This window comes from Micromonospora sp. ANENR4 (genome assembly GCF_015354395.1).
Classification (GTDB): Bacteria; Actinomycetota; Actinomycetes; order Mycobacteriales; family Micromonosporaceae; genus Micromonospora; species Micromonospora aurantiaca.
This window is the reverse complement of sequence record NZ_JADKYQ010000007.1, coordinates 14,384-34,762: the sequence shown is the minus strand read 5'-3', so window position 1 is coordinate 34,762 and position 20,379 is coordinate 14,384. Positions and strand designations below refer to the sequence as shown.

Sequence of the window (20,379 nt, the reverse complement as noted above, 5' to 3'; positions counted from 1 at the left end):
GACCGGGCTAAGGTTCGCGGATGAGCATCCTGCCCAGCGGCGGCGCGCATTTCGCCAGGGTCGAGGCCCTACGCGCCGCCGAACGGCGCCTTCAACGGGCCCAGTTGTCCTCCGACGTCGCGGCGCTGGATCGGTTGATCGACGACCGTCTCGTGTTCACCGGTCCGGACGGCCGTCTCTACTCCAAGCAGGACGACCTGCACGTGCACCGATCCGGCCGGCAGACGATGACCCGGGTGGACGAGGAGGACCTGGCGGTCCTCGTGGCCGGTGACACCGGCGTGACATGGTTCCTCGGCACCGTGGAGGGCACCCTCGCCGGTGAGCCGTTTCTCGCCCGGGTCCGCTACACGCGGACATGGATCCTCGACGAGGACGAGGGGTGGCGCCTGCTCGCGGCACACGTCGGCCCGGCCGGCTGAGGATGCCGTCAGATCGCGGCGAGCGCCCTGGCGATGTTCCACTCGGCGAGGTCCAGCATCCACTTGCGGTCCGGGAAGTCGGTGTCCGCGATCCGCAGTGGCCCTTCGATCAGGGACAGGGTCTGCGCGTACCGGTAGAGCGCCAGCCGGTGGGGATCGAGATCGACCGGACGCAGCGCCGGGTAGGCCTCGTCGAAACGCATCTGCAGCCAGGCATGGTCCCACTCGACGTCGAAGTACGTCAGCCCCTCGAAATCGATCATGACGGCCTCGCCGGCGGCGGTGACGAGCACGTGATCCGGCCCGAGTTCGCCGTGCACCAGCCCGTACTCCTCGCGCGGGGCGACCGCGCTCCGGAGACGGCGTACGCGGGCGGTGATCCGGTGGTGGGCATCGGCCAGCCGAACGTCGCGAGCCGCTGCCGCGTCGAGGTGGCCGAGCGCGCGGTCGACGATCACGTCTTCGGTCCGCCGCGTCTGGGATGCCTCACCTCGGGCGACGGCTGCGACCTTGCCGTAGTGCGGTCCGAAGGCGGTGTGCATGCGACGCAGGGCGTCACCGAGCGCGGACAGCGGCCCGGCGGCGGTGGCCGGATCGTGTTCCAGCAACGCCTCCAGCCGGAGCGCGCCCGCGTCCTCGACGAGCGCGATGTCGGCGTCGAGGTGCCGGCCGTCCCGGTCGATCATCGTCAGACGCGGTACGCGCACACCCGCTGCCGTGAGCGCCTCGTGGCCGGCGGCGAAGAGATCGGCGCCCGAAGCATCCGTGAACGGGTCGTCCGGGACTGCCGGTGACGGTGGCCAGTAGTTCTCGGCCGCGGCCCACACGTACAGCATCACGGTCGTCCGGTCGTCCAGCCGAAGCCGGTAGACGCCCTTCTTGGTGCCGCCGGTCAGTCGGTCCAGGGCGGCGAGGCGCCGGTCGGAGCCGAACTGGTCCGACACGAGGTCGTGCAGGTCGTCCGGCTGCAGGAAGGTCCGCGTCATGGCCGCCTCTCGTCAGACCGAGGCAGCCAGGCTGCCAGACCGGGCAGCGGCACACAACCGAGTTGACGGCCGTCCGGTGCGCCGCCGCCCGGCTGCCGATCAGGCGCGGGTGCGCCGCCGCTGCCGGGTCGACACGACCGCGACGACAGCCATCAGGACCGCGACGACCAGGGACGGCAGGGCGTCCGGCCGGCGCAGCAGCTCCCCCGTCAACCCGGCGTTGTCGAGCTGGTGCAGCGTGCCCAGCAGCAGGGTGGGGACGACGGCGATCAGCAGCCGCTGGTCGGCCGTCGCCACCCACAGGAAGGCGGCCACCCCGGCGATCACCAGGGCGGCGGCGGCGATCCGTGGACCCGCGTCGACCATGCGGAGGCCCCCCGCGGGGATGAGATGCAGGGCGAGAATGCCGGCGGTGACCAGGACGGCGTTGGCCCGGGGCGCCGGCGGCACGTCCGCCGGGCGCCGCAGGCCCAGCACGATCAGCGGCGCGGCGACGACCGGCGCCCACCACTGCGGCAGGCCGTTGAGGAACAGGTACGGCGAGATCAGGCTCGGCACCACCGCCGCGGTCACCGCCAGGACGGCGGCGGTACGGGCGCGACCCGCGACGAGTGCCACCAGCGCGGCGGTCAGCACGAGCTCGTGGACGCCCTGGTTGCGCAGGACGGTCAGGGGGTCCGTGAGCCCGCCGTACTGCAACGCCTCGACGAGGTCGTCCAGGCCGATGAGGACTCCCAGCGCCAGCACCGCCAGGGCGCCGAGGTGGAGGCCCTGCCAGAACAGCACGGCGGCGGGCCGGACGGCGCTGCTGCCGCCGTACACCCGCAGGCCGCCGCGGACGAGCGAGGCCGCCTCCCGGGCGCTGGGCCAGCGACGGGTGGTGGGTTCGTCGCCGATCAACGTGTCGATCAGTTCGTCGGCGCGTTCGCGCCGGTAGCCGGCCGGGTAGGCCCGCAGCAGCATGCGGTAACGCTTCTCCAGGACATCGGAAGTCATGCGGGTCTGATCCTCACGGTGGAAGGTTGACGGGCACCTGCCTGCGATGCGACCCGGCCTGGCAGGCGGTCCATGACCACCCGGGCGGCCTGGGCGAGCCGGTCGGCCTCGTCGGTGAGTACGCGACAGCCCTCGTCGGTGAGCCGGTAGTAGCGGCGGGCACGCCCGTTGACGATCTCCTCGCCGTCGGCGATGACGAGACCCTCGCCGAGCAGCCGGTCGATCACCGAGTACAGCGATCCGGCGGCGAGGGTCACCCGCCCGCCGGACAGCTCGGTCACCCGCTTGATCACGGCGTAACCGTGGAGCGGCCCGCCGAGCAGGGCGGCGAGGACGAAGTACGACGGTTCCCGTAGCGCGGGACGCGATGCCGATCCCATGAGCCGAATATACAACCAACTTGAGTATTCGTCCAAGGTGACTGTTCACAGTGACCCTTGCCCGAATCATCTTAATGATTAAGGTAATTGGATGAGCACATCGACGGACTTCTCGGTGGCGATCTCCGGCGCCGGCCTCTCCGGCCTCTGTCTCGCCCAGTACCTGACGCGCGCCGGCATCGACGTACACGTCTACGAGCGGGACCCGGGCCCCTTCGTCCGGCGGCAGGGATACCGGATCATCCTCGACCGGTACGGGCTGGCGGCGCTGCGTGAGAGCCTGCCCCGGCCGCTGTACCGGCTGGCGCTGGCCACCGGCGACGAGCCCGGCGGGCACCTGCGCTTCACCGACAGGCGGCTGCGGGACGCCTTCACGATCACCTTCAAGCACGACCCGCACGAGACCCGTCAGGTGGACCGGCTGACACTGCGGTCGATCCTGCAGTCCGGGCTGGACGGGCGCATCCACTACGGCAAGGACGGCGTCGCGGTGGACAGCGGTGGCCCGGCCGGGCTGCGGCTGCGGTTCTCCGACGGCGGGGCCGCCGCGGCCACAGTCGTGGTGGGCGCGGACGGCGTCGGTTCGGCGCTGCGCGCGCAGCTCACGCCGGACGCCGACCCGGCGGACACCCCGATGGCAGGCATCTACGGCCGGTCGCCGCTGCGGCGCGACGGCGCCAGCGTCATCCCGGACGCGTTGCGGACCAGCGGGGTCCTCGCCATCGCCGACCGGCCGGGCAGCGCCTTCTTCTTCACCTCGATGCGGTTCGGCGAGAGCCCGCGGGAGGCGTTCACGCGCCTGGCTCCGGGCAGCTACGCCCCCACCGGCGACGACTACGTCATGTGGGCACTGCTGCTCCGGCGGGACGAGTTGCCCACCGGCGTCCGCGGGGACCTGCGGGCGCTGTGGCACGTGGCCGCCCGGAAGAGCATCGACTTCCACCCGCTCGTCCGGCGGCTGGTCGACACGGCCGAACTGGACGCCACGGTGCTCAACCTGTTCGCCACCGGCCGGCGCCCGCACCGGTGGACGGTGCCCCGGGCGACGATGATGGGCGACGCCGTGCACGTCATGCCGCCGTTCGGCGCGCACGGCGGCAACACGGCGCTGCGCGACGCCGCCCTGCTCGGCCACAAGCTGGTCGAGGCCCGAACGAAGGGCACGCCGGTGGAGGAAGCGATCGGCGGATACCAGGACGAGATGGTGCCGTACGCCTTCCACGCCGTCGACAGTGCCGCCAAGCTGATGCACCGCCTCACCGGCGGCGCCGCCGCACCGCACTGGGTGCTGACCCGCGTGCTACCTCGGCTGCACCGGGTCACCGTGCCGGAGGCATGATTGCCCGCATGTCCCACGATTCGGCCCGCGCATCCGCGATCGCCGACCTCATGCGCGCCGGGCGGGAGACGTCGCGGCTGTCCATGGTGTTCCGGTACGCCATCGCGGAGCGGCTGGGCCTCGCGGTGAGCGACCTGGAGTGCCTCGACTACCTGGCGGACATCGGCTCCGCTACCGCGGGGCAGATCGCCGAGCGGACCAACCTCACCACCGGTGCGGTCACCAGCATGCTCCGCCGACTCCAGCAGGCCGGCTACGTGACGACCGAACGCGACCCGGCCGACCGGCGGCGCGTCGTCGTCACCATACGGCCGGAGCGGATCGCCGACCTGGAGCGGCCGTACGAGCGTTTCGCCGAGCGGGCGGGACGGCTCGTCGAGGGCTACAGCGCCGAGGAGGTCCGGCTGCTGGTCCGGCACCACGACCGCCTGCAGGCGATGTACCTCGCCGAGTTGGATCACCTCCGCGACGGCGACACCGCGCAACGGCCCGTCTGAGCCGGCGTCTCGCGCCGCTATCCCACGGTCGCCAGGAAGTCCGAGTAGAACAGGCCCAGGCCGGCGGCGACGCAGACACCGGCCACGATCCAGAACCGGACCACGATGGTGGACTCGCTCCAGCCCGCCAGCTCGAAGTGGTGGTGCAGCGGCACCATCCGGAAGACGCGCCTGCCGGTGGTGCGGTACGAGACGATCTGGATCACCCAGGTCGTGGTGATGATGACGAACAGCCCGGCGATCAGGATCGAGAGCAGCGTCGTACGGGTCACCACCGCGAGCCCGCCGATCAGGCCGCCCAGCCCGAGCGCGCCCACGTCACCCATGAAGATCCGCGCCGGGGAGGTGTTCCACCACAGGAAGCCCACACAGGCGCCGGCCGCGGCGGCCGCGATCATGGCGATCTCCAGCGGGTCGCGGACCTGGTAGCAGTACTCGTTCACGCGGGCGTACCCGTCATCTGCGCACCAGTGCCGGTACTGCCAGAAGCCGATCAGCGAGTATGCGCCGAGCACCAGGATCGACGCGCCGGTGGCGAGGCCGTCGAGGCCGTCGGTGAGGTTCACGCCGTTGGACATCGCCGTGATCACGAAGATGAAGACCATGACCGCGCCGACCTTGCCGACGTCCAGCCAGCTGATGTCGCGGATGAGCGAGATGTGCTCGCTGGCCACGGTCTGGCCGTTGGTGCTGGGCACGTAGAGCGCGGCCACGCCGAACCCGCCGCCGACGAGCGCCTGGCCGAGCAGCTTGCCCTTGGCGGACAGTCCGTCGGAGTTGCGCCGGCGCACCTTGAGGAAGTCGTCGAAGAAGCCGACCGCGCCGCAGAAGACGAACAACCCGAGCAGCACCAGGGCCGTCATGGTCGGCCCCTCCTGCGCGATCTGCCGTTCGGGCAGCGTGGTCAGGGCGAGGTGCCCGGCGACGTACGCGAGGACCGTCGCCACGATGAAGACGACGCCGCCCATCGTGGGCGTACCCACCTTGTGCTCGTTGCTGGCGAGCCCGATCGACCGGATCGGCTGACCGGCCTTCAGCGCGGTGAAGACGCGAACCGCCACCGGCGTGCCGAACAGGGAGATGACGAACGCGACAGCGGCCGCGACGATGACAGCCCTCACCGGCGTACCTCCACGAGCTCCGGATTCTCATCGGTCACGAGACGTGAGCTTGCCATCCGGCGGCGGACGGAGCAGCCCCCTGACCGTCACCACGCCGAGGCTGGCGCGTAGGCCGTAGCGTCGACGGCATGAGAACGATGCTGGTGTCGATCGCGGTGATCGTGGTGGTGGTGCTCGCGCTCGTCGTCTTCGTCGCCCGGCGCGACCGGACGAGGCGCCCGTCGGACGAGGATTCGGCTGCGGTTCGCCAGGCCGGCGCCGACCGGCACCGGCACGACGCGCAGCGGCAGGTCGCGTCGGGCCTCGCCGAGCGGCACCGCAACCCGCCGAGCACCTAGGCACGACCGGCGGTGCGGGCCGGTTTTATCGGTGGCCCCGCGTCGACCCGTCGCGCACGATCACCTGGTGGTCCCACCCGACACCGTTCTCTCCGACCTCCGCGAGGCGTGGCGCCGCACGCTGGCGGGCAGGCTGCTGGGCCTGTACCTGCACGGGTCGCTCGTGACAGGCGACTTCGACGTGAACCGCAGCGACCTCGACCTGCTCGCGGTCCTCACCGACGACCCGGACGAGAAGCTCCTCGACGTCCTCGCCGACCTGCACGCGGACCTCGAGCGGCGGCACCCGCTGTGGGCGGGCCGGATCGAGGTGGAGTACGTGTCACTGGCCGCGGTGCGCGCCGTTTCCGGCCGGGACCACATGATCGCCCGGATCAGTCCCGGGGAGTCGTTGCACCTGCTGCCCGCCACCACCCACCGCGTCGTGACCTGGGCCGCCGTGCACGACTACGGCCGTACGCTGCTGGGACCGCCGGCCGGCGAGCTGCTGCCCGCCGCCGACCCCGGCTTCGTGCGCGCCGCTCTGCGGGACCACGTCCGCGACTGGCCGACCTGGGTACTCGAGATGACCCCACCCGGAGCCCAGTCGTACGCGGTGCTCACGCTCTGCCGGGCCTACCAGCGCATGTGCGACGGGCGGCAACTGTCCAAGCGGCAGGCCGCCGAGCGGACCGCCGCCGCCCTCCCGCGATGGGCGGACCTGATCTTCTGGGCACGCGACTGGTGGTACGACTCCGGCCAGGACAGCGATCCCGGCCGGTTCGACGAGGTCCGGGCGTTCGTGCACGAGGTCAGCGCCGCCATCCTGGCCGAGGAACCCGACAGGCGGTGACACCGCTCCTACTCCTTCAGGCCGATGTTGTCGATCGGCGGAGCGCTGAGCAGCCGCCGGACCGGCCACACCGTGCTCACCAGCGCCAGCAGCGCCGTACCGCCGAGCACCGCCGCCCACCCGAGCGGCGGCACGTACGGGATCGGACTGCCGGTCAGTCCGTTGACGATCGCGCTCAGCGTCAGCACCGCGATCGTCGCGCCGATCAGCACCGCGGTGCCGAGCAGCCCCGCCTGTTCGGCCCGGACCATCCCGCGAATCTGACGCCGGGTGACCCCGACCAGTTGCAGCAACGCCAGCTCGCGGCGGCGGGCCAGTGCCGCCATCACCATCGTGGTGGCCGCCGCCAGCGCCGCGTACCCGACCATCACGCCGATCAGCAGCCGGTTCAGCCAGGCCCCGAGCGCCAGATCGGTGCCGAGCAGGCGCGTACGGGTCGCGGCGTCGAGAATCTCGGTGCCGGGCCGCGCCGCGGCCCACGTGGCCAGCGCGGCGCCGGCGTCCGGGCCGCCGCGGACCAGCACCTCGTCGACGGTGTTCGCCGCCGTGTGCCCGGCGACCGTCTCGGCGGCCACTGTGACGTCGCCGAAACCGAGGCCACGGTCGTAGATCGCGATCACGTCCAAGGTGACCGGGGTGCCGTCGCCCAGCCAGAGCTCCGCCTTGTCGCCGACGTCCCAGCCGGACGAGGACGCCTGCATGGTGGACAGGGCGACGGTACCGGCACCCAGGTCGGCCAGGGTGCCCCTGCGCACGGCGAGGTCCATCGTCGACGTCACGCCGGCCGGGTCGACGGACAGCGCGGCTACCGGCTCGATGCCGCCGAGCGCCCGCACCACGACCTGGGTGCGGCGTACCCCGGTGGCCGCCTGCACCCCGGCCAACTCGCGGATCTCCCGCGCCGCGTCCCCGGGAAGTCCGCCCGGAGCGACGAGCACCCGCTCGGCGAGGGTTCCGGCGCTGCTCTGCGTGGCGGTCTGCCGCTCCAGGTTGTCCTGCAGGAACCAGACCGAGCCGCCGAATCCCACGGACAGCACGAGGGCGGTCAGGACGGTAGCCATGCCCTGCGCGTTCGCCCGCAGGTTGGCCGCGGCCAGGTAGCCGCCGGCCCGCCAGATGCGCGGCAGCACCGGGGTGAGCAGTCGTGCCGCGTACGCGTTGATGTGCGGTGCGAGCAGCGCCACCGCGATGACGAACAGGTAGAGCATGCCGACCGCGCCGGCCAGCGCCCCGGCCGACCCGGCGCCGAGCGTGAACGCCCCGGCGCTGCCGGCCGCCGTCAGCGTCAGCACGCCGGCGATCGGCCGTACCGGGCCGCCACGCCGGGGTTCGACGGCGATCTCGCCGAGCGCCTCGACCGGCTTGATGGCGGTGACCCGGCGTGCGGCAATCAGCGCGGCGACCACCGCCACCAGGACGGCCGTACCGATGGCGGCCGGCACCGCGAACAGACCGCCCGCCATCGGGAAGCCGGCCGGCACGAACCCGCGCCCGACCAGTTCGCCGTGCACCCAGCGGGCGGCCAGCAGGCCGGCCGGGCCGCCGATCGCGGAGCCGGCCAGGGCGAGCAGCGTGGCCTCGGCGACCAGCATGCGGCGCACCTGCCCCGGCGTGGCGGCGACCGCGCGCAGCAACGCCAGGTCACGGCGGCGGTGCCGGACGGACAGCCCGATGGTGCCGGCCACCACGAACACGATCAGCAGGACGACGTACCCGCCGAAGGCTGCCCCGGCCCCGACCAGCAGGCTCTGGGCGGCCAGGTGGTCCGACTGCTCGGCGTTTCCGCGGTCCTTCCCGGCGTACGCCGTGGCGCCGGCCGCCGACGCGATCTCGCGCACCGCGCCGACGTCGGCGCCGGGTGCCATCCGTACGCCGATCGCGTCCACCCGGCCCGGGTGCGCGGACAGGCGAGCGGCCTGCGCGTCGGTGAAGAACACCGCCGCCGAGCCGGTCTCGGTGGTCCCGCTCACCCGGTACGACCGGCCGACCCCACCGACGACCAGGTCGATGCGGCCGCCGGGCGCCACGCCGAGCCGGACGTCGACCACCACCTCGTCGTCGTTCCGCGGCGCGTTGCCCGCCGTGAGGGGACGACCGGTGAAGACGTACGTGTCCCAGCCGTGTCCCACGGCGGCGGGTGAGCCGATCAGCACCCGGTCGTCGCCGGTGACTGCGGTGACGCCCGGCACCCGGCGGATCCGGTCCACCAGGCCGGCGTCCACAGTGCCACCCTCGGGCAGCGTCACCGTGCTCGTGGTGGTCTCGCCGTCGAACTCCCGGAACGTCTGGCTGATCGTGCGGTTGGCGACGACCACGTCGGCGCTCGCCCAGAGCCGCGGCTCCGGGCGGAACCGCAGCCCCGATTCGACGAGCGAGCCCATCGCCACCAGGATCAGCACGCCGACGATCAGGGCCAGCAGGGTCGCGGCGGCGGGGCCGGTGCGGTGCCGCAGCAGGCGGGCGGCGAGGCCGGTCATCGGAGGACCCGCCCGTCCAGCGACGCCAGGTGCTCGGCGATCCGGACGGCGCCGAGCTGCGGGAGGTCCGCGACCATCGCACCGTCGGCCAGCACCAGCACCCGATCCGCGTACGACGCGGCGATCGGGTCGTGGGTCACCATCACCACCGTCTGCCCGTGCTCGTCCACGACCGCGCGCAACAGCGCCAGCACCTCCGCCGCGGTCCTCGAGTCGAGGGCGCCGGTGGGCTCGTCCGAGAAGATCACCTCGGGGCGGGTGGCAAGCGCCCGGGCGATAGCCACCCGCTGCTGCTGACCGCCGGACAGCGCCGCCGGCCGGTGGTGCAGCCGATCGGCGAGGCCGACCCGCTCGACCACGTGGGTCAGCCAGGCCCGGTCCGGGCGGCCGCCGGCCAGGCGCAGGGGTAGCACGATGTTCTCCTCGACGGTGAGCGCGCCGATCAGGTTGAACGCCTGGAAGACGAACCCGATCCGGGTACGCCGCAGCTCGGTCAGGCGCGTCTCGGACAGCCCGGACAGGTCGGTGCCGCCGAGGACCACCCGGCCGTCCGTGGGGCGGTCGAGCCCGGCCGCGATCTGCAGCAGCGTGCTCTTGCCGGAGCCCGAGGGCCCCATCACCGCGGTGAAGGTGCCCCGGCCGAAGTCGACATCGACGCCCGCGAGCGCGGTCACCTGGTTGCGGCCGGTGCCGTACACGCGGGTGAGTCTTTCGACGCGTACCGCCGGCTCGACGGTCTGTCCCATTCTGGTGGCCTCTCTCCGTGTCTTCGGCAGGATCTGCGCGCACCAGAAACGCTATTGAGCTGGGGGAACAGCGACCATCCAGCGGGCTGCCCAGTCCGGGTACAGCAGGCACCACCTTCGACCCGTACCTCAGCGGGCCGGCGTCGGAAGGTGAAGGCGGCCGTCGTGGACTTCGGCGACCTGGTCGACGGCGGTGAGGTTCGTGCGGTCGTGGGTGACCAGGACGGTGGCGGTGCTCTGCTGGTGGGTGAGACGGGTGATCAGCTCGATGACGGCGGCGCCGCGTTCGTGGTCGAGGGCGCTGGTGGGTTCGTCGACGAGCAGGACGGTGGGGTCGTTCATCAGGGCGCGGGCGATGTTGACGCGCTGGCGCTGGCCGCCGGAGAGCTGGTGCGGCCGGCGGTCGGCCTGGCCGGCGAGGCCGACCGCGTCGAGGAGTTCCACGGCGCGGGTACGGGCTCCGGCCGGTCGGCGGCCGTCGATCTGGGCCATCACCTGGAGCTGCTCGGCGGCGGTGAGGGAGGGCAGCAGGTTGGGCTGCTGGAAGACGATGCCGATCTTGTGGCGGCGCAGGTCGGCAAGTTCGCCCCGCGTCATTCCGGTGGTGGCGGTGCCGTCGATGGTGACGGTGCCGGAGTCGGGGGTGATGAGGGTCGCCGCGACCGCGAGGAGGCTGGACTTGCCGGAGCCGGAGGGGCCGATCACGGCGGTCAGGCTGCCCTTGGGTACGTCAAGGGTGACGCGGTCGAGGGCGGTCAGGCGGCCCTCACCGTCGGGGTAGGTGAGGGTGATGTCGGTCAGGTTCAGGCTCATCGGGCGCTCCCCAGGGCGGTCAGCGGGTCGACGGAGGTGATCCGGCGGATGGCCAGAGCGGCGCCGAGGGCGCCGAGGACGACGATCACGGCCGCGGGAAGGAGGACGGTCACCGGGGTGAGGAGGAACGGCACCGTGGACCCGGCGACGAGGGCGCCGAGCGCGGCGGCGATGCCGGTGCCGAGCAGGGTGCCGCCGGTGAGCAGCACGACGGCCTGTCCGAGGGCGTCCTTGAGAAGGTTGGCGGTGGGGGCGCCGAGTGCCTTGAGCACTGCGACGTCGCCGCTGCGCTGGATGGTCCAGACGGTGAAGAAGGCCCCGATGACGAGGGCGGAGATGGCGAACAGGAAGCCGCGCATCAGCTGTAGCGAGCCGTTCTCGGAGGTGTAGGAGCCGATCGCGGACAGTGAGTCGGAGACGGAGACAGTCCTGGTGCCCGCCTGCCGGTCGGTGGCTCCCGGCTCGGCGTCCGAGGTGGTGGTCAGGGCGACGACGGTGGCCGTCTGGCTGCCGTCGCCGGTGCCGGCCGGAGGCGCGATCCTCTGCCACACGCCCAGGCTGATCCACACCACGGGGGTGTGGCTGAAGGAGGCGTCGCCGCGTACGGCCGCCACCGTGAGTCGCTGCCCGGCCAGGGTGACGGAGTCGCCGGCCTGCACACCGAGGTCGTCGGCGGCCTTGGTGGACAGCACCGCCGAGCGGTCGTCGATCCGGCCGCTGTCGGGGGCCAGGCGGGAGCCGGACTGGACGCCGAAGGCGGAGACCCCGACGCTCCTGTTCCCGGCGGTGGCCCTGGTCGTGGTGATGCCCAGCGGTTCGGCACCGGTCACGCCGGGGGCCTCGGCCCACTGCCGCCACTGCTTCTCGGTGACAGTGGAGTTGGAGTACGACACGTCCTGGCCCTCGCCGGGCGCCTGGAAGGCGATCCTGTCGACGGGCAGGTCGGTGATGGCGGAGATGTTCTGCCGGCCCAGTCCGGCCGTCAACCCGGACAGCAGCCCGACCAGCAGGGTGATCAGCACGATGACGGTACCCATCAGGGCGAAGCGCCCCTTGGCGAACTTCAGGTCTCTCCAGGCGACGAACACGGCAGTGGCCTGTCCTTTCGGCGGTGGAAGCGGTACGACTCCACGATCGCGGCCGGCGCCCGTGTCCGCGTCTGGCCTAGGGCGGCACTTCGCGGGCCGAAGGACGGCGCCCGGGTTCTAACTTTCGATAGAGGCCCTCGGGGCGCCGGCGTCGGTAACGTGGGACGCACTGTGAGCACCGCTGCCCCTGCCCTGACCCCGACCACCCGAGCCCTGGCCTGGTGCCTGCACCTGCTGATCATCGGCCTGCTCGTCCTGGCCGCCGGCCGGGCGGTGGCCGACGACCGGCCGCACGCCGGCTCGATCGTTGCCGTGGCGGTGGCGTGCGGTCTGGCGTACGCCATCGGGCCGCTCCTCCCCCGCATCCGGTGCTCGCGGCGGGCCGCCGCCTGGTGGCTGGCCGCCGTCGGGGCCGTGTGGCTGGTGTTGCTGGGCCTGTCCCCCGACGCGATCTGGGTGGCGTTCCCGCTGTACTTCCTCCAGCTCCACCTGCTGCCGCGCCGCGCCGGCCTGGCCGCCGTGATCGTCACCGCCGTGGCGGCCGTCGCCGGGTTCGGCGCCCACACCGGCTCCTTCACCCCGGCCACGGTGATCGGTCCCGCGCTCGGTGCCGCCGTCGCCGTCGGGGTGGTGTGGGGGTACCAGGCCCTGTATCGGGAGAGCGAGCAGCGCCGGCAGCTGATCGAGGAACTCACCGCCACCCGGGCCGACCTGGCCCGCGCCGAGCACACCGCCGGCGTGCTCGCCGAGCGCGAGCGTCTGGCCCGCGAGATCCACGACACCCTCGCCCAGGGCCTGTCGAGCATCCAGCTGCTGCTGCGCGCCGCCGAGCGCGCCCTGCCCGGCCGGCCCGGTGCCGCCTCGGGTCACGTCGACGCGGCCCGTCAGGTCGCCGTGGACAACCTCGCCGAGGCCCGCCGCTTCGTCGCCGCGCTCACCCCGCCCACCCTGGAAGGCACCACCCTGGCCGGGGCCCTGGAACGCCTGTGCACCACCACCAGCGCCCGCCACCGCCTCACCGCCCGCTTCCACCTCGTCGGCGACCCCGTATCGCTGCCGACCGCCCACGAGGTGGCGCTCCTGCGTATCGCCCAGTCCACAGTCGCGAACACGGTCCGCCACGCCCAGGCCACCACCGCCGAGATCACCCTCAGTCATCTCGGCGACCGCATCGCCCTTCACGTCGTCGACGACGGGCGCGGCTTCGACCCGGACCACCTGCCCGCCCCCGACGTAGACGGCGGCGGCTTCGGCCTGGCGGCCATGCGCGCCCGCATGGCCGCCCTCGGCGGCACCCTGGCCGTCGCATCCGCGCCCGGCCGGGGCACCGCCGTGACCGCCGAGCTTCCCCTCACCCCGCCCACCAGCACCGAGCCCGAGGGCCGCCCGTGACCGACGACGTCCCCATCCGCCTCCTTCTGGCCGACGACCACCCGGTCGTACGGGCCGGGCTGCGCGCCGTGCTGGAAACCGAACCCGGCCTGGTCGTCGTGGCCGAAGCCGCCACCGCCGAGGAGGCAGTCACCCGCGCCGCCGCAGGCGACATCGACGTCGTCCTGATGGACCTGCAGTTCGGCAAGGGCATGGGTGGCGCCGAAGCCACCGCCCGGATCACCGCCCGCCCGGATGCGCCGCGTGTGCTGATCGTCACCACGTACGACTCCGACGCCGACACCCTGCCCGCCATCGAGGCCGGCGCCACCGGCTATCTCCTCAAGGACGCCCCACCCGAGGACCTGGCCGCCGCCGTCCGCACCGCCGCCGCCGGACGCACCACGCTGGCGCCCACCGTCGCGAACCGGCTGATGAACCGCCTGCGTACGCCGGCCACCACCCTGACCCGGCGCGAGACCGAGGTCATCGCCCTGGTCGCCGACGGTCTGTCGAACCACAGCATCGGCACCCGCCTCCACCTGACCGAAGGCACCGTCAAGTCCCACCTGGCCCGCATCTACGCCAAGCTCGGCGTCGAGTCGCGTACCGCCGCCGTCGCCACCGCCACCGAACTCGGCCTCATCCGCCGCTGACCCCGGGCAGGTGCGGGTCGTCGGCCAGGCCGGCTGCCGGCGTCAGCGATTGAGCAGGTCACGGCCGGGGTAGTGGCCCTCCTCGCGGAAGATCAATCGGCGGCCGGGTCCCGGCCTGTCCGGCGAGAGGGGTACGACCGGTGCGGACCTGGGTGCGCGACGCCGTCGGGCGGTTGCGCGGCGACGGGATGACAGTGGTCGAGCTGACCGCCGCCGCTGTGGTCGCCTGGATCGTGGCGGCGCTGGTGATCCGTCACCCGGACCCGTTCTTCGCACCGACCGCCGCGCTCGTCGTACTCGGCGAGTCCCGCGGGCGACGGCTGCGGCAGACCGTCGAGATCCTGCTCGCCGTGGCAGCCGCCGTCCTCGTCGCGGAGCTGCTGGTGTACGCGCTGGGCCCGGGCACCGAGACGGTCCTGCTGGTGCTGCTGCTGACCACCACGACGCTCGTGGTGATCGGGGCCCGACGTGCCCTGGTCGTGCAGGCCAGCGTCTCGGCCATGTACCTGGTCGTGGTCTCCGCGCCGAACGGGACGCTGATGCCGTTCCGCTTCGTCGACGCGCTCATCGGCGGCGCGGTGGCGCTCGCCGCCAGCCAGCTGATGGCCGCCCGTGACCCGCTGGCACCACTGGTGGCCCAGGCCCGGCGCAGCTACACCGACCTGGCCGACCTGCTCGACCAGGTCAACGCGGCACTGAAGGGCTGCGACGAGGACGCCGCCCGCGCCGCGCTGGACCGGGCGCGGCAGGTGGACGACTGCGTCGCCGAGATGCAGGCCGCGGTGCTCGCCACCGGCGAGACGCTGCGGCTGGGACTGCGCCGCCGGCACCTGGGCAAGCTCGCCGAGGTGGAGGCCACACTGCGGCAGCTCGACTACGCCGCCCGCAACATCCGCGTGCTGGCCCGGGCCGGCGTGACCCTGACCCGCCGGCACACCGCCACGCCGCCGGAGCTGGCCGCCGCGATCGGCGCGCTGACCTCCGCCGTACGGTCGGCTGGTGAGGCCATGGCCCACGACCTCACCGGCGCCGACGCCGACCGGCACGCGCAGCGGGCCGACGCGGCGGCGCTGGAGGCGGTCCGGATCGCCGCGGGCCTGCTGCGGACCGACCCGCCGCTGCCGGTCACCATGATCGTCGGGCAGATCCGGGCGACAGCGATCGACCTGCTGCGCGGCGTCGGCCACGACGACGTGACGGTGCTGGATCGGGTGGACGAGGCGCTCGGCCTGAGCCGGGGGTGACACGTACGCCGCCGGTCCGCTCAGCGGTGGTGGATCGGTGTGTCGAGGTCCGTCAGCCGCCGCCCGGAGCCCCCCGGCGGTCAGGGCGACGCGGTTCGGCACCTGCGGCAGCGGCCCCATCGCGATGTCCGCGGCCCGGGTCAGCAGCAGCGGCTCGACGGAGCCGACAGCCGGCAACGATTGGGCGGCACCGCTGATGATGTCGTCTACACCTGGCAAGGCCATCCTCCGTCCCGCAGCCTGGCGGCCACGTGGGAGCAAGCTACGGCCGCGTCAGCGGCCTCCCCTTTGCCTGTCGGGTTGGGGACAGCCTTGTACACGGCGACTTTGTTCGCTGCCACCAAGTCAGCCGCTCGGAAAGTCTCAGTCCATACAGATTGATCGGGCTCCGGCCGAGCCTGGTGCGATCGTTTACCGTCAGGTTGTTGCCTCTGCCGCTCCCGTGGTCCGCCCCTCTGTGGCCGACGAAGGCGCCCCTCAGAGAGAACACCCACGCCAGAAGCTGCCACGGCCACCTTTGACAGCCGTCCTACGCCCGCTCGTACCCTCGCAAGGCAGCAGCGGCGCGGGCAGCCTTGGGCGGCGTGCCGCCGCCCAAGATCCTTTTCCTCCGGGCCCTCGGCATGTCGGCATGCAAGTTCGTCACCTTCAGGTACTTGGTCCGTTATCAGTCACCGGGGTTGCGACGGGATCTGCACGCTGGGACGATTTATACCAATGCATCGATCCGTTGGGAGGAATTCCGTTGATTCGTCGTGCCATTGCCCTAACAGTTGCGGCCCTGACTTCAGTCCTCGCAACCACCGCCATCCGCACTATGCCCGCTCATGCCGCGACAGCATACGCCAGCTGCAACAACGATTGGGTCGCCGTGAAGAACTATAACAAGATCCCCGTTTACAGTTCTTATAGCAGCACCAAGGTTCTTCGGGGGTATCTTGTGCGGCATACGATAATCGCCTGCGAACGCCCCATGACCCTTGGCTCACGGTATAACGGTTGCGGGGCCACCAACGCAAACGCCTGGCTCTATGTCGTCGATACCATCGAGACAGGTCTCGTGGGCTGGACCTATGCGACCTGCTTGGAGGATTAGCACTCCAGCCGCAGTTGCCTGATCTAACGTTTCAGCAGCTCACGGGGATGGCTGACGTCGGAGTGGCGGCTGCCGTGTAGCTGCGGATGTCGATGCTATCCGGCGGACGGGTATGCGGCCGCACCGTCTGTCTGTTGTGGTTGGTCGTAAGGCGGGCAGGCTCCCGTGCTTGTGTTGATCGATGAGATCGTGGGCTGGCGGGCGGGTCTGGATGATCTGCTGGCGCGGTTCGCGCACCGGTTCGGGCGTGCGAAACCGCGCCGGCAGGCGCTGGCGTACCTGGTCGGGTTGCTGTCGCCGCTGGCGAGCAAGATCGGCTGGACCCTCGCCGAGGCCGCCGGCGATACCACGCCGAATCGGATGCAACGGCTACTGAACCGGTCCGCGTGGGACCCGGACGCTGTTCGCGACGACTTGTTCGCCTACGTGTCCGAGCACACCGGCCATGACGACGGGGTGTTGATCGTCGACGAGACCGGGTTCCTAAGAAGGGGGTCAAGTCCGCGGGGGTGCAGCGCCAGTACTCCGGCACGGCCGGGCGGACGGAGAACTGCCAGCTCGGAGTGTTCCTGGCCTACGCCAGCCCGGCCGGGCGCACCCTGATCGACCGGGAGTTGCATCTACCCCGCCGCTGGTGCGACGACGCTGCCCGCCGCGAGGAAGCCGGCATCGCCGCCAGCGTCGGGTTCGCCACGAAGCCCGCGCTGGGCCTGCGGATGCTCGAACGTGCCATCACCGCCGGCCTGTCGGCGAGATGGGTGACCGCTGACGAGGCATACGGGCAGGGCTCGAAGTTCCGGACATGGCTGCAGCAGCAGCGCATCGGTTACGTGCTGGCCGTGCCCTGCAACCAGCGGGTCCCGACCACGGTGGGCAGTTCCCGTCCGGACGTCCTCGCCGCAAACGCGCCGGCACTGGCGTGGAAGCGCACGCACCACTGGCCACCGCACGATCGATCTCGGATACCGTGGCTCGGCTGCGATGTCACACTGCCGCAGTGGAGCGCTTTCGGTGTGCGGGCTGCGGGAACACGCTGAGCGTCCCGGTCCGGTTGGTGGAACTGCCGGCGGCGCCGCACTGGTCGGTCCTGGACTGCCACCACGTGAATCCACCACTCCTGGATCCCGGCGCGTACGCGATCGACGAGGCCGCCTACGGCCGTGATCAGCTCACCGGCACCTTCGTCCTCTCACCCGGCGACGTACGCGGGACGCGCTTCGTCCATGACCGTGTCCGCACGGGCTGCTGGTCGCTGGTGGGATGGATCCCCTGCGTCGCCTGTCAGGGCTGCGGGGCCGTGGTCGCCTCGCGGGCCGACGACTGCAGGATGGCCCAGGAACTACGCTTCCATCCAGCGATGGTTGTCCGTGAGCTGTGTGACGACGGCCCAGGCGGCCGGGGCGTCGACCCTTTCGCGCTGATCGCCGACTGGGACCGCCCCGCGCCCGACACCAGACGACACCGCTGGATGCCCGAGCCGACCCGCCCTCGTCCCGAACTCGTCGCCACCCGCTGGGGCGGCCGAGGCGTGCGGGACGCTCTCTTCCGGGACGATCCGCCGGCCTGACCCGGCCGCGCCTGACCACCTCTGCCGCCCCTCAGGCGTCGGCGAGCAGCCGGTTGGCCAGGGCCCGTACCTCGTCCTTGAGTTCGTCCGGTCGGTCGATCGTGAACGACCAGCCGAGCCCGGCGAGCATCTGCGCCGCACCGTCGAGCCGTTCGGCTCGGGCGGTGAGGCGCACTCCGCCGGGCACCTCGGTGAGCGTGCCGACCGACTGCGGGATCCGTCGCTGCGCCTGTTCCAGGCTGGTGTGCAGCACCACGGAGATGTCGTGCGCGTACGGCACTGCTGCCAGACCGGTGAGTACCTGCGTGGTGGGATCGAAGCCGGCCGGGATCTCGAACCTGCCCGGGGTGGGGCGGGCGGTCCCGATGCGGTCGAGCCGGAACGTCCGTACGGCCCGGCGGTTGTGGTCGTGGCCGGTGACGTACCACCGGCCGGCGTGGAAGACCAGCCCGTACGGGTCGAGCCGACGCTCGGCGGACTCGCCGCGCCAGGTGGTGTAGGTGATGTCCACCGGTTGCTGATGTCGGGCTGCGTCCGCGAGCACCAGCAGCACCTCGATGCCGGCCGGAGCGGACTTCCGGACCCGTGCGGTGAAGTCCACGGTCTCCAGCAGCGAATCGATCCGCCGGGCGAGAACGGCCGGCAGCACCCGGCGGATCTTCGCGGTCGCGCTCTCGGCGGCCGCGCCTTCGGCGGTGACCAGCCCGGCCCGGCCGGCGGCCACGAGCCCGAGCATGACGGCGACCGCCTCCTCGTCGGTGAGCATGAGTGGCGGCAGCTTGTATCCGGGCGCGAGCCGGTATCCGCCGTAGCGACCGCGCCGGGCCTCGACCGGGATGCCCAGGTCGGCGAGATGCGCGGCGTATCGGCGGACCGTGCGCTCGTCGACGCCCAGCCGACCGGCCAGGTCCGTGACGGTGAAGTCGCCGCCGGCCTGGAGGATCTCCAGCAACGCCAGTACGCGCGCGGTCGGCCGGGTCACAAATCCCTACTTCCAATCCGGGCGGAACCTGTCCGGTATTGATCGTAGCGTGTCAGGCATGACGACCTTCGTACTGGTTCCGGGGTTCTGGCTCGGCGCATGGGCCTGGCGCCCCGTCACCGCCGCCCTGCGCGCGCACGGCCACGAGGTGTACCCGCTGAGCCTGACCGGCCTTGGCGAGCGCGCCCACCTGGCCCGCCCGGACACCGACCTCGACGTCCACGTCACCGACGTGGTCAACCTGCTGCGCTACGAGGACCTGCACGACGTGGTTCTCGTCGGGCACAGCTACGCCGGCGCGGTCGTGACGCCAGCCGTTGCCGACCGCATGACCGACCGCATCGCCCAACTGGTGTTCGTCGACACCGGCCCGCTGCCCGACGGGGCGGCGAACGAGGACTTCAGCCCGCCCCCGGAGCGTGAACGCAACGCGGCGGTGGTCGCCGAACACGGCGACGGCTGGCGGCTGCCGCCCCCGCCGTGGGCCGAACTGGCGGCGGGAGCAGCAGACGTGGATGACTCGGTCGTCGCGTTGCTCGATGAGCGGTCGGTGGCACAACCGTGGGCGACTGCCACCACCCCGGTACGGCTCACCGGGGCGTGGGAGAAGCTGCCCCGCCTCGGCGTGCTGTCGAGCTTCACCGCCGAGCAGGCACGCGAGATGGCCACCACCGTGCCGCTGTGCCGGCACATGGCCGGCGATTCGTGGCGGTACGAGGAACTGCCGACATGGCACTGGCCGATGCTCAGCCGGCCGGACGAGCTGGCCCGGATCCTGCACGAAGCCAGGCCGACGGCATAGCCCGCGGTGCCCGGGCGACCGTACCCGGGTCACCCGGGCACCGACACGGGGGAACCATCGGGTGGGTCCAGGTCCCTTAATGAGGTATGGGCTTGCTTCGCAGAGCGGAACCTGTCGGCTACGAGGAATTCGTCGCCGGCCGGTATCGCGAGATCGTTCGCTTCGGCGTGCTGCTGACCGGTGACGGACGGCTGGGTGAAGACCTCGCCCAGGAGGGTCTGATCGCGGCCTACCGGTCGTGGCACCGGTTGGGCGTGCCGGAGGGGCGGCCGGAGGCGTACGTCCGCCAGGTGATGATCCGTGCCGCGATGCGGGCCAGGCGCCGGCGTTGGCGCGACGAGGTGCCGACCGGGGAGCTGCCGGACGCGTCCCGTGGTGGGTTCGCGGATCAGTCGGATCTCAGCGTGCAGGTGCTCGCCAGTCTGCGGCGATTGCCTGCCGACCAGCGGGTGGTGCTCGTGTTGCGGTTCTGGGCCGACGCCTCCGAGGCCGAGGTGGCGCAGACCCTCGGCGTCGCGGTGGGAACGGTCAAGAGCCGCACGTCCCGTGCCCTGGCGGCGCTTCGCGCCAGCGGTCTGTTCGCCGAATCCTCCAAGGAGACGCCGTGAATCCCACCCACGTCAGCG

20 protein-coding genes and 1 pseudogene are annotated in these 20,379 nt (G+C 72.1%); 12 read left to right on the top strand and 9 right to left on the bottom strand.

The annotated features are described in order from the left end of the window. The first annotated feature begins 20 nt into the window (after window positions 1-20). Window positions 21-422, top strand: a complete 402-nt coding sequence (locus tag IRY44_RS13615; RefSeq protein WP_194800772.1) for a nuclear transport factor 2 family protein — start codon at window positions 21-23, stop codon at window positions 420-422. Window positions 423-430: 8 nt separating this feature from the next. Here the strand turns inward: IRY44_RS13615 and IRY44_RS13610 are convergent, their stop codons facing one another. The 3 genes from IRY44_RS13610 to IRY44_RS13600 form a co-directional block, all read right to left on the bottom strand. After that, window positions 431-1,408: a phosphotransferase family protein gene (locus IRY44_RS13610; RefSeq protein ID WP_194800771.1), complete on the bottom strand. Its 978-nt coding sequence runs from the start codon at window positions 1,406-1,408 to the stop codon at window positions 431-433. Between the two features lie 99 nt (window positions 1,409-1,507). Continuing rightward, entirely contained in the window at window positions 1,508-2,404 is an 897-nt protein-coding gene (locus IRY44_RS13605) for a hypothetical protein (protein ID WP_194800770.1), read from the bottom strand. Beyond that, window positions 2,401-2,784: a PadR family transcriptional regulator gene (locus tag IRY44_RS13600; RefSeq protein WP_194800769.1), complete on the bottom strand. Its 384-nt coding sequence runs from the start codon at window positions 2,782-2,784 to the stop codon at window positions 2,401-2,403. The genes IRY44_RS13605 and IRY44_RS13600 overlap by 4 nt, the downstream gene beginning before the upstream one ends. 91 nt (window positions 2,785-2,875) lie before the next feature. Between IRY44_RS13600 and IRY44_RS13595 the strand changes: the two genes are divergently transcribed. Next, a complete protein-coding gene (locus tag IRY44_RS13595) occupies window positions 2,876-4,123 on the top strand; it encodes an NAD(P)/FAD-dependent oxidoreductase (RefSeq protein ID WP_194800768.1) in 1,248 nt (415 codons plus the stop codon). 8 nt (window positions 4,124-4,131) lie between these two features. Further along, the gene (locus IRY44_RS13590) at window positions 4,132-4,620 is read left to right on the top strand and encodes a MarR family transcriptional regulator (RefSeq protein WP_228532060.1); all 489 of its coding nucleotides are present in this window, start codon (window positions 4,132-4,134) and stop codon (window positions 4,618-4,620) included. Window positions 4,621-4,637: 17 nt separating this feature from the next. Here the strand turns inward: IRY44_RS13590 and mraY are convergent, their stop codons facing one another. Next, complete coding sequence (mraY, locus tag IRY44_RS13585; RefSeq protein ID WP_194800766.1) at window positions 4,638-5,741, bottom strand: phospho-N-acetylmuramoyl-pentapeptide-transferase; 1,104 nt, start codon at window positions 5,739-5,741, stop codon at window positions 4,638-4,640. A 128-nt stretch (window positions 5,742-5,869) separates the two neighbouring features. Between mraY and IRY44_RS13580 the strand changes: the two genes are divergently transcribed. Together IRY44_RS13580 and IRY44_RS13575 are read left to right on the top strand one after the other, a co-directional pair. Further along, the gene (locus IRY44_RS13580) at window positions 5,870-6,079 is read left to right on the top strand and encodes a hypothetical protein (RefSeq protein WP_194800765.1); all 210 of its coding nucleotides are present in this window, start codon (window positions 5,870-5,872) and stop codon (window positions 6,077-6,079) included. A 67-nt stretch (window positions 6,080-6,146) separates the two neighbouring features. After that, window positions 6,147-6,911, top strand: a complete 765-nt coding sequence (locus IRY44_RS13575) for an aminoglycoside adenylyltransferase domain-containing protein (RefSeq protein ID WP_194800764.1) — start codon at window positions 6,147-6,149, stop codon at window positions 6,909-6,911. An 8-nt stretch (window positions 6,912-6,919) separates the two neighbouring features. Here the strand turns inward: IRY44_RS13575 and IRY44_RS13570 are convergent, their stop codons facing one another. From IRY44_RS13570 to IRY44_RS13555, 4 genes are all read right to left on the bottom strand, one after another. Then, the gene (locus IRY44_RS13570; protein WP_194800763.1) at window positions 6,920-9,388 is read right to left on the bottom strand and encodes an FtsX-like permease family protein; all 2,469 of its coding nucleotides are present in this window, start codon (window positions 9,386-9,388) and stop codon (window positions 6,920-6,922) included. After that, on the bottom strand, window positions 9,385-10,134 hold the full coding sequence (locus IRY44_RS13565) for an ABC transporter ATP-binding protein (protein ID WP_194800762.1): 750 nt from the start codon (window positions 10,132-10,134) through the stop codon (window positions 9,385-9,387). The genes IRY44_RS13570 and IRY44_RS13565 overlap by 4 nt, the downstream gene beginning before the upstream one ends. Window positions 10,135-10,263: 129 nt before the next feature. After that, a complete protein-coding gene (locus IRY44_RS13560) occupies window positions 10,264-10,947 on the bottom strand; it encodes an ABC transporter ATP-binding protein (protein ID WP_194800761.1) in 684 nt (227 codons plus the stop codon). Further along, window positions 10,944-12,035, bottom strand: coding sequence for an FtsX-like permease family protein (locus IRY44_RS13555; RefSeq protein WP_194800760.1), 1,092 nt, complete (start codon window positions 12,033-12,035; stop codon window positions 10,944-10,946). Before IRY44_RS13555 ends, IRY44_RS13560 begins: the two co-directional genes overlap by 4 nt. Before the next feature lie 171 nt (window positions 12,036-12,206). On the opposite strand from IRY44_RS13555, the gene IRY44_RS13550 reads away from it, so the two are divergent. From IRY44_RS13550 to IRY44_RS13530, 5 genes and pseudogenes are all read left to right on the top strand, one after another. After that, entirely contained in the window at window positions 12,207-13,427 is a 1,221-nt protein-coding gene (locus IRY44_RS13550; protein ID WP_194800759.1) for a sensor histidine kinase, read from the top strand. Then, window positions 13,424-14,062, top strand: a complete 639-nt coding sequence (locus IRY44_RS13545) for a response regulator transcription factor (RefSeq protein WP_194800757.1) — start codon at window positions 13,424-13,426, stop codon at window positions 14,060-14,062. Before IRY44_RS13550 ends, IRY44_RS13545 begins: the two co-directional genes overlap by 4 nt. A gap of 140 nt (window positions 14,063-14,202) precedes the next feature. Continuing rightward, on the top strand, window positions 14,203-15,306 hold the full coding sequence (locus IRY44_RS13540) for an FUSC family protein (RefSeq protein ID WP_194800756.1): 1,104 nt from the start codon (window positions 14,203-14,205) through the stop codon (window positions 15,304-15,306). Window positions 15,307-16,567: 1,261 nt separating this feature from the next. After that, window positions 16,568-17,439 (top strand): annotated as a pseudogene (locus IRY44_RS13535) (IS701 family transposase). Next, a complete protein-coding gene (locus IRY44_RS13530) occupies window positions 17,400-17,969 on the top strand; it encodes a hypothetical protein (RefSeq protein ID WP_194800754.1) in 570 nt (189 codons plus the stop codon). Before IRY44_RS13535 ends, IRY44_RS13530 begins: the two are co-directional and overlap by 40 nt. Window positions 17,970-18,000: 31 nt before the next feature. On the opposite strand, the gene IRY44_RS13525 is transcribed toward IRY44_RS13530, so the two are convergent. Next, window positions 18,001-18,951, bottom strand: a complete 951-nt coding sequence (locus IRY44_RS13525) for a YafY family protein (RefSeq protein WP_194800753.1) — start codon at window positions 18,949-18,951, stop codon at window positions 18,001-18,003. Window positions 18,952-19,009: 58 nt separating this feature from the next. On the opposite strand from IRY44_RS13525, the gene IRY44_RS13520 reads away from it, so the two are divergent. Continuing rightward, window positions 19,010-19,753, top strand: coding sequence for an alpha/beta fold hydrolase (locus IRY44_RS13520; RefSeq protein ID WP_194800752.1), 744 nt, complete (start codon window positions 19,010-19,012; stop codon window positions 19,751-19,753). A gap of 92 nt (window positions 19,754-19,845) precedes the next feature. Continuing rightward, window positions 19,846-20,361: a SigE family RNA polymerase sigma factor gene (locus IRY44_RS13515; protein ID WP_194800751.1), complete on the top strand. Its 516-nt coding sequence runs from the start codon at window positions 19,846-19,848 to the stop codon at window positions 20,359-20,361. The last annotated feature ends 18 nt before the right edge of the window (window positions 20,362-20,379 follow it).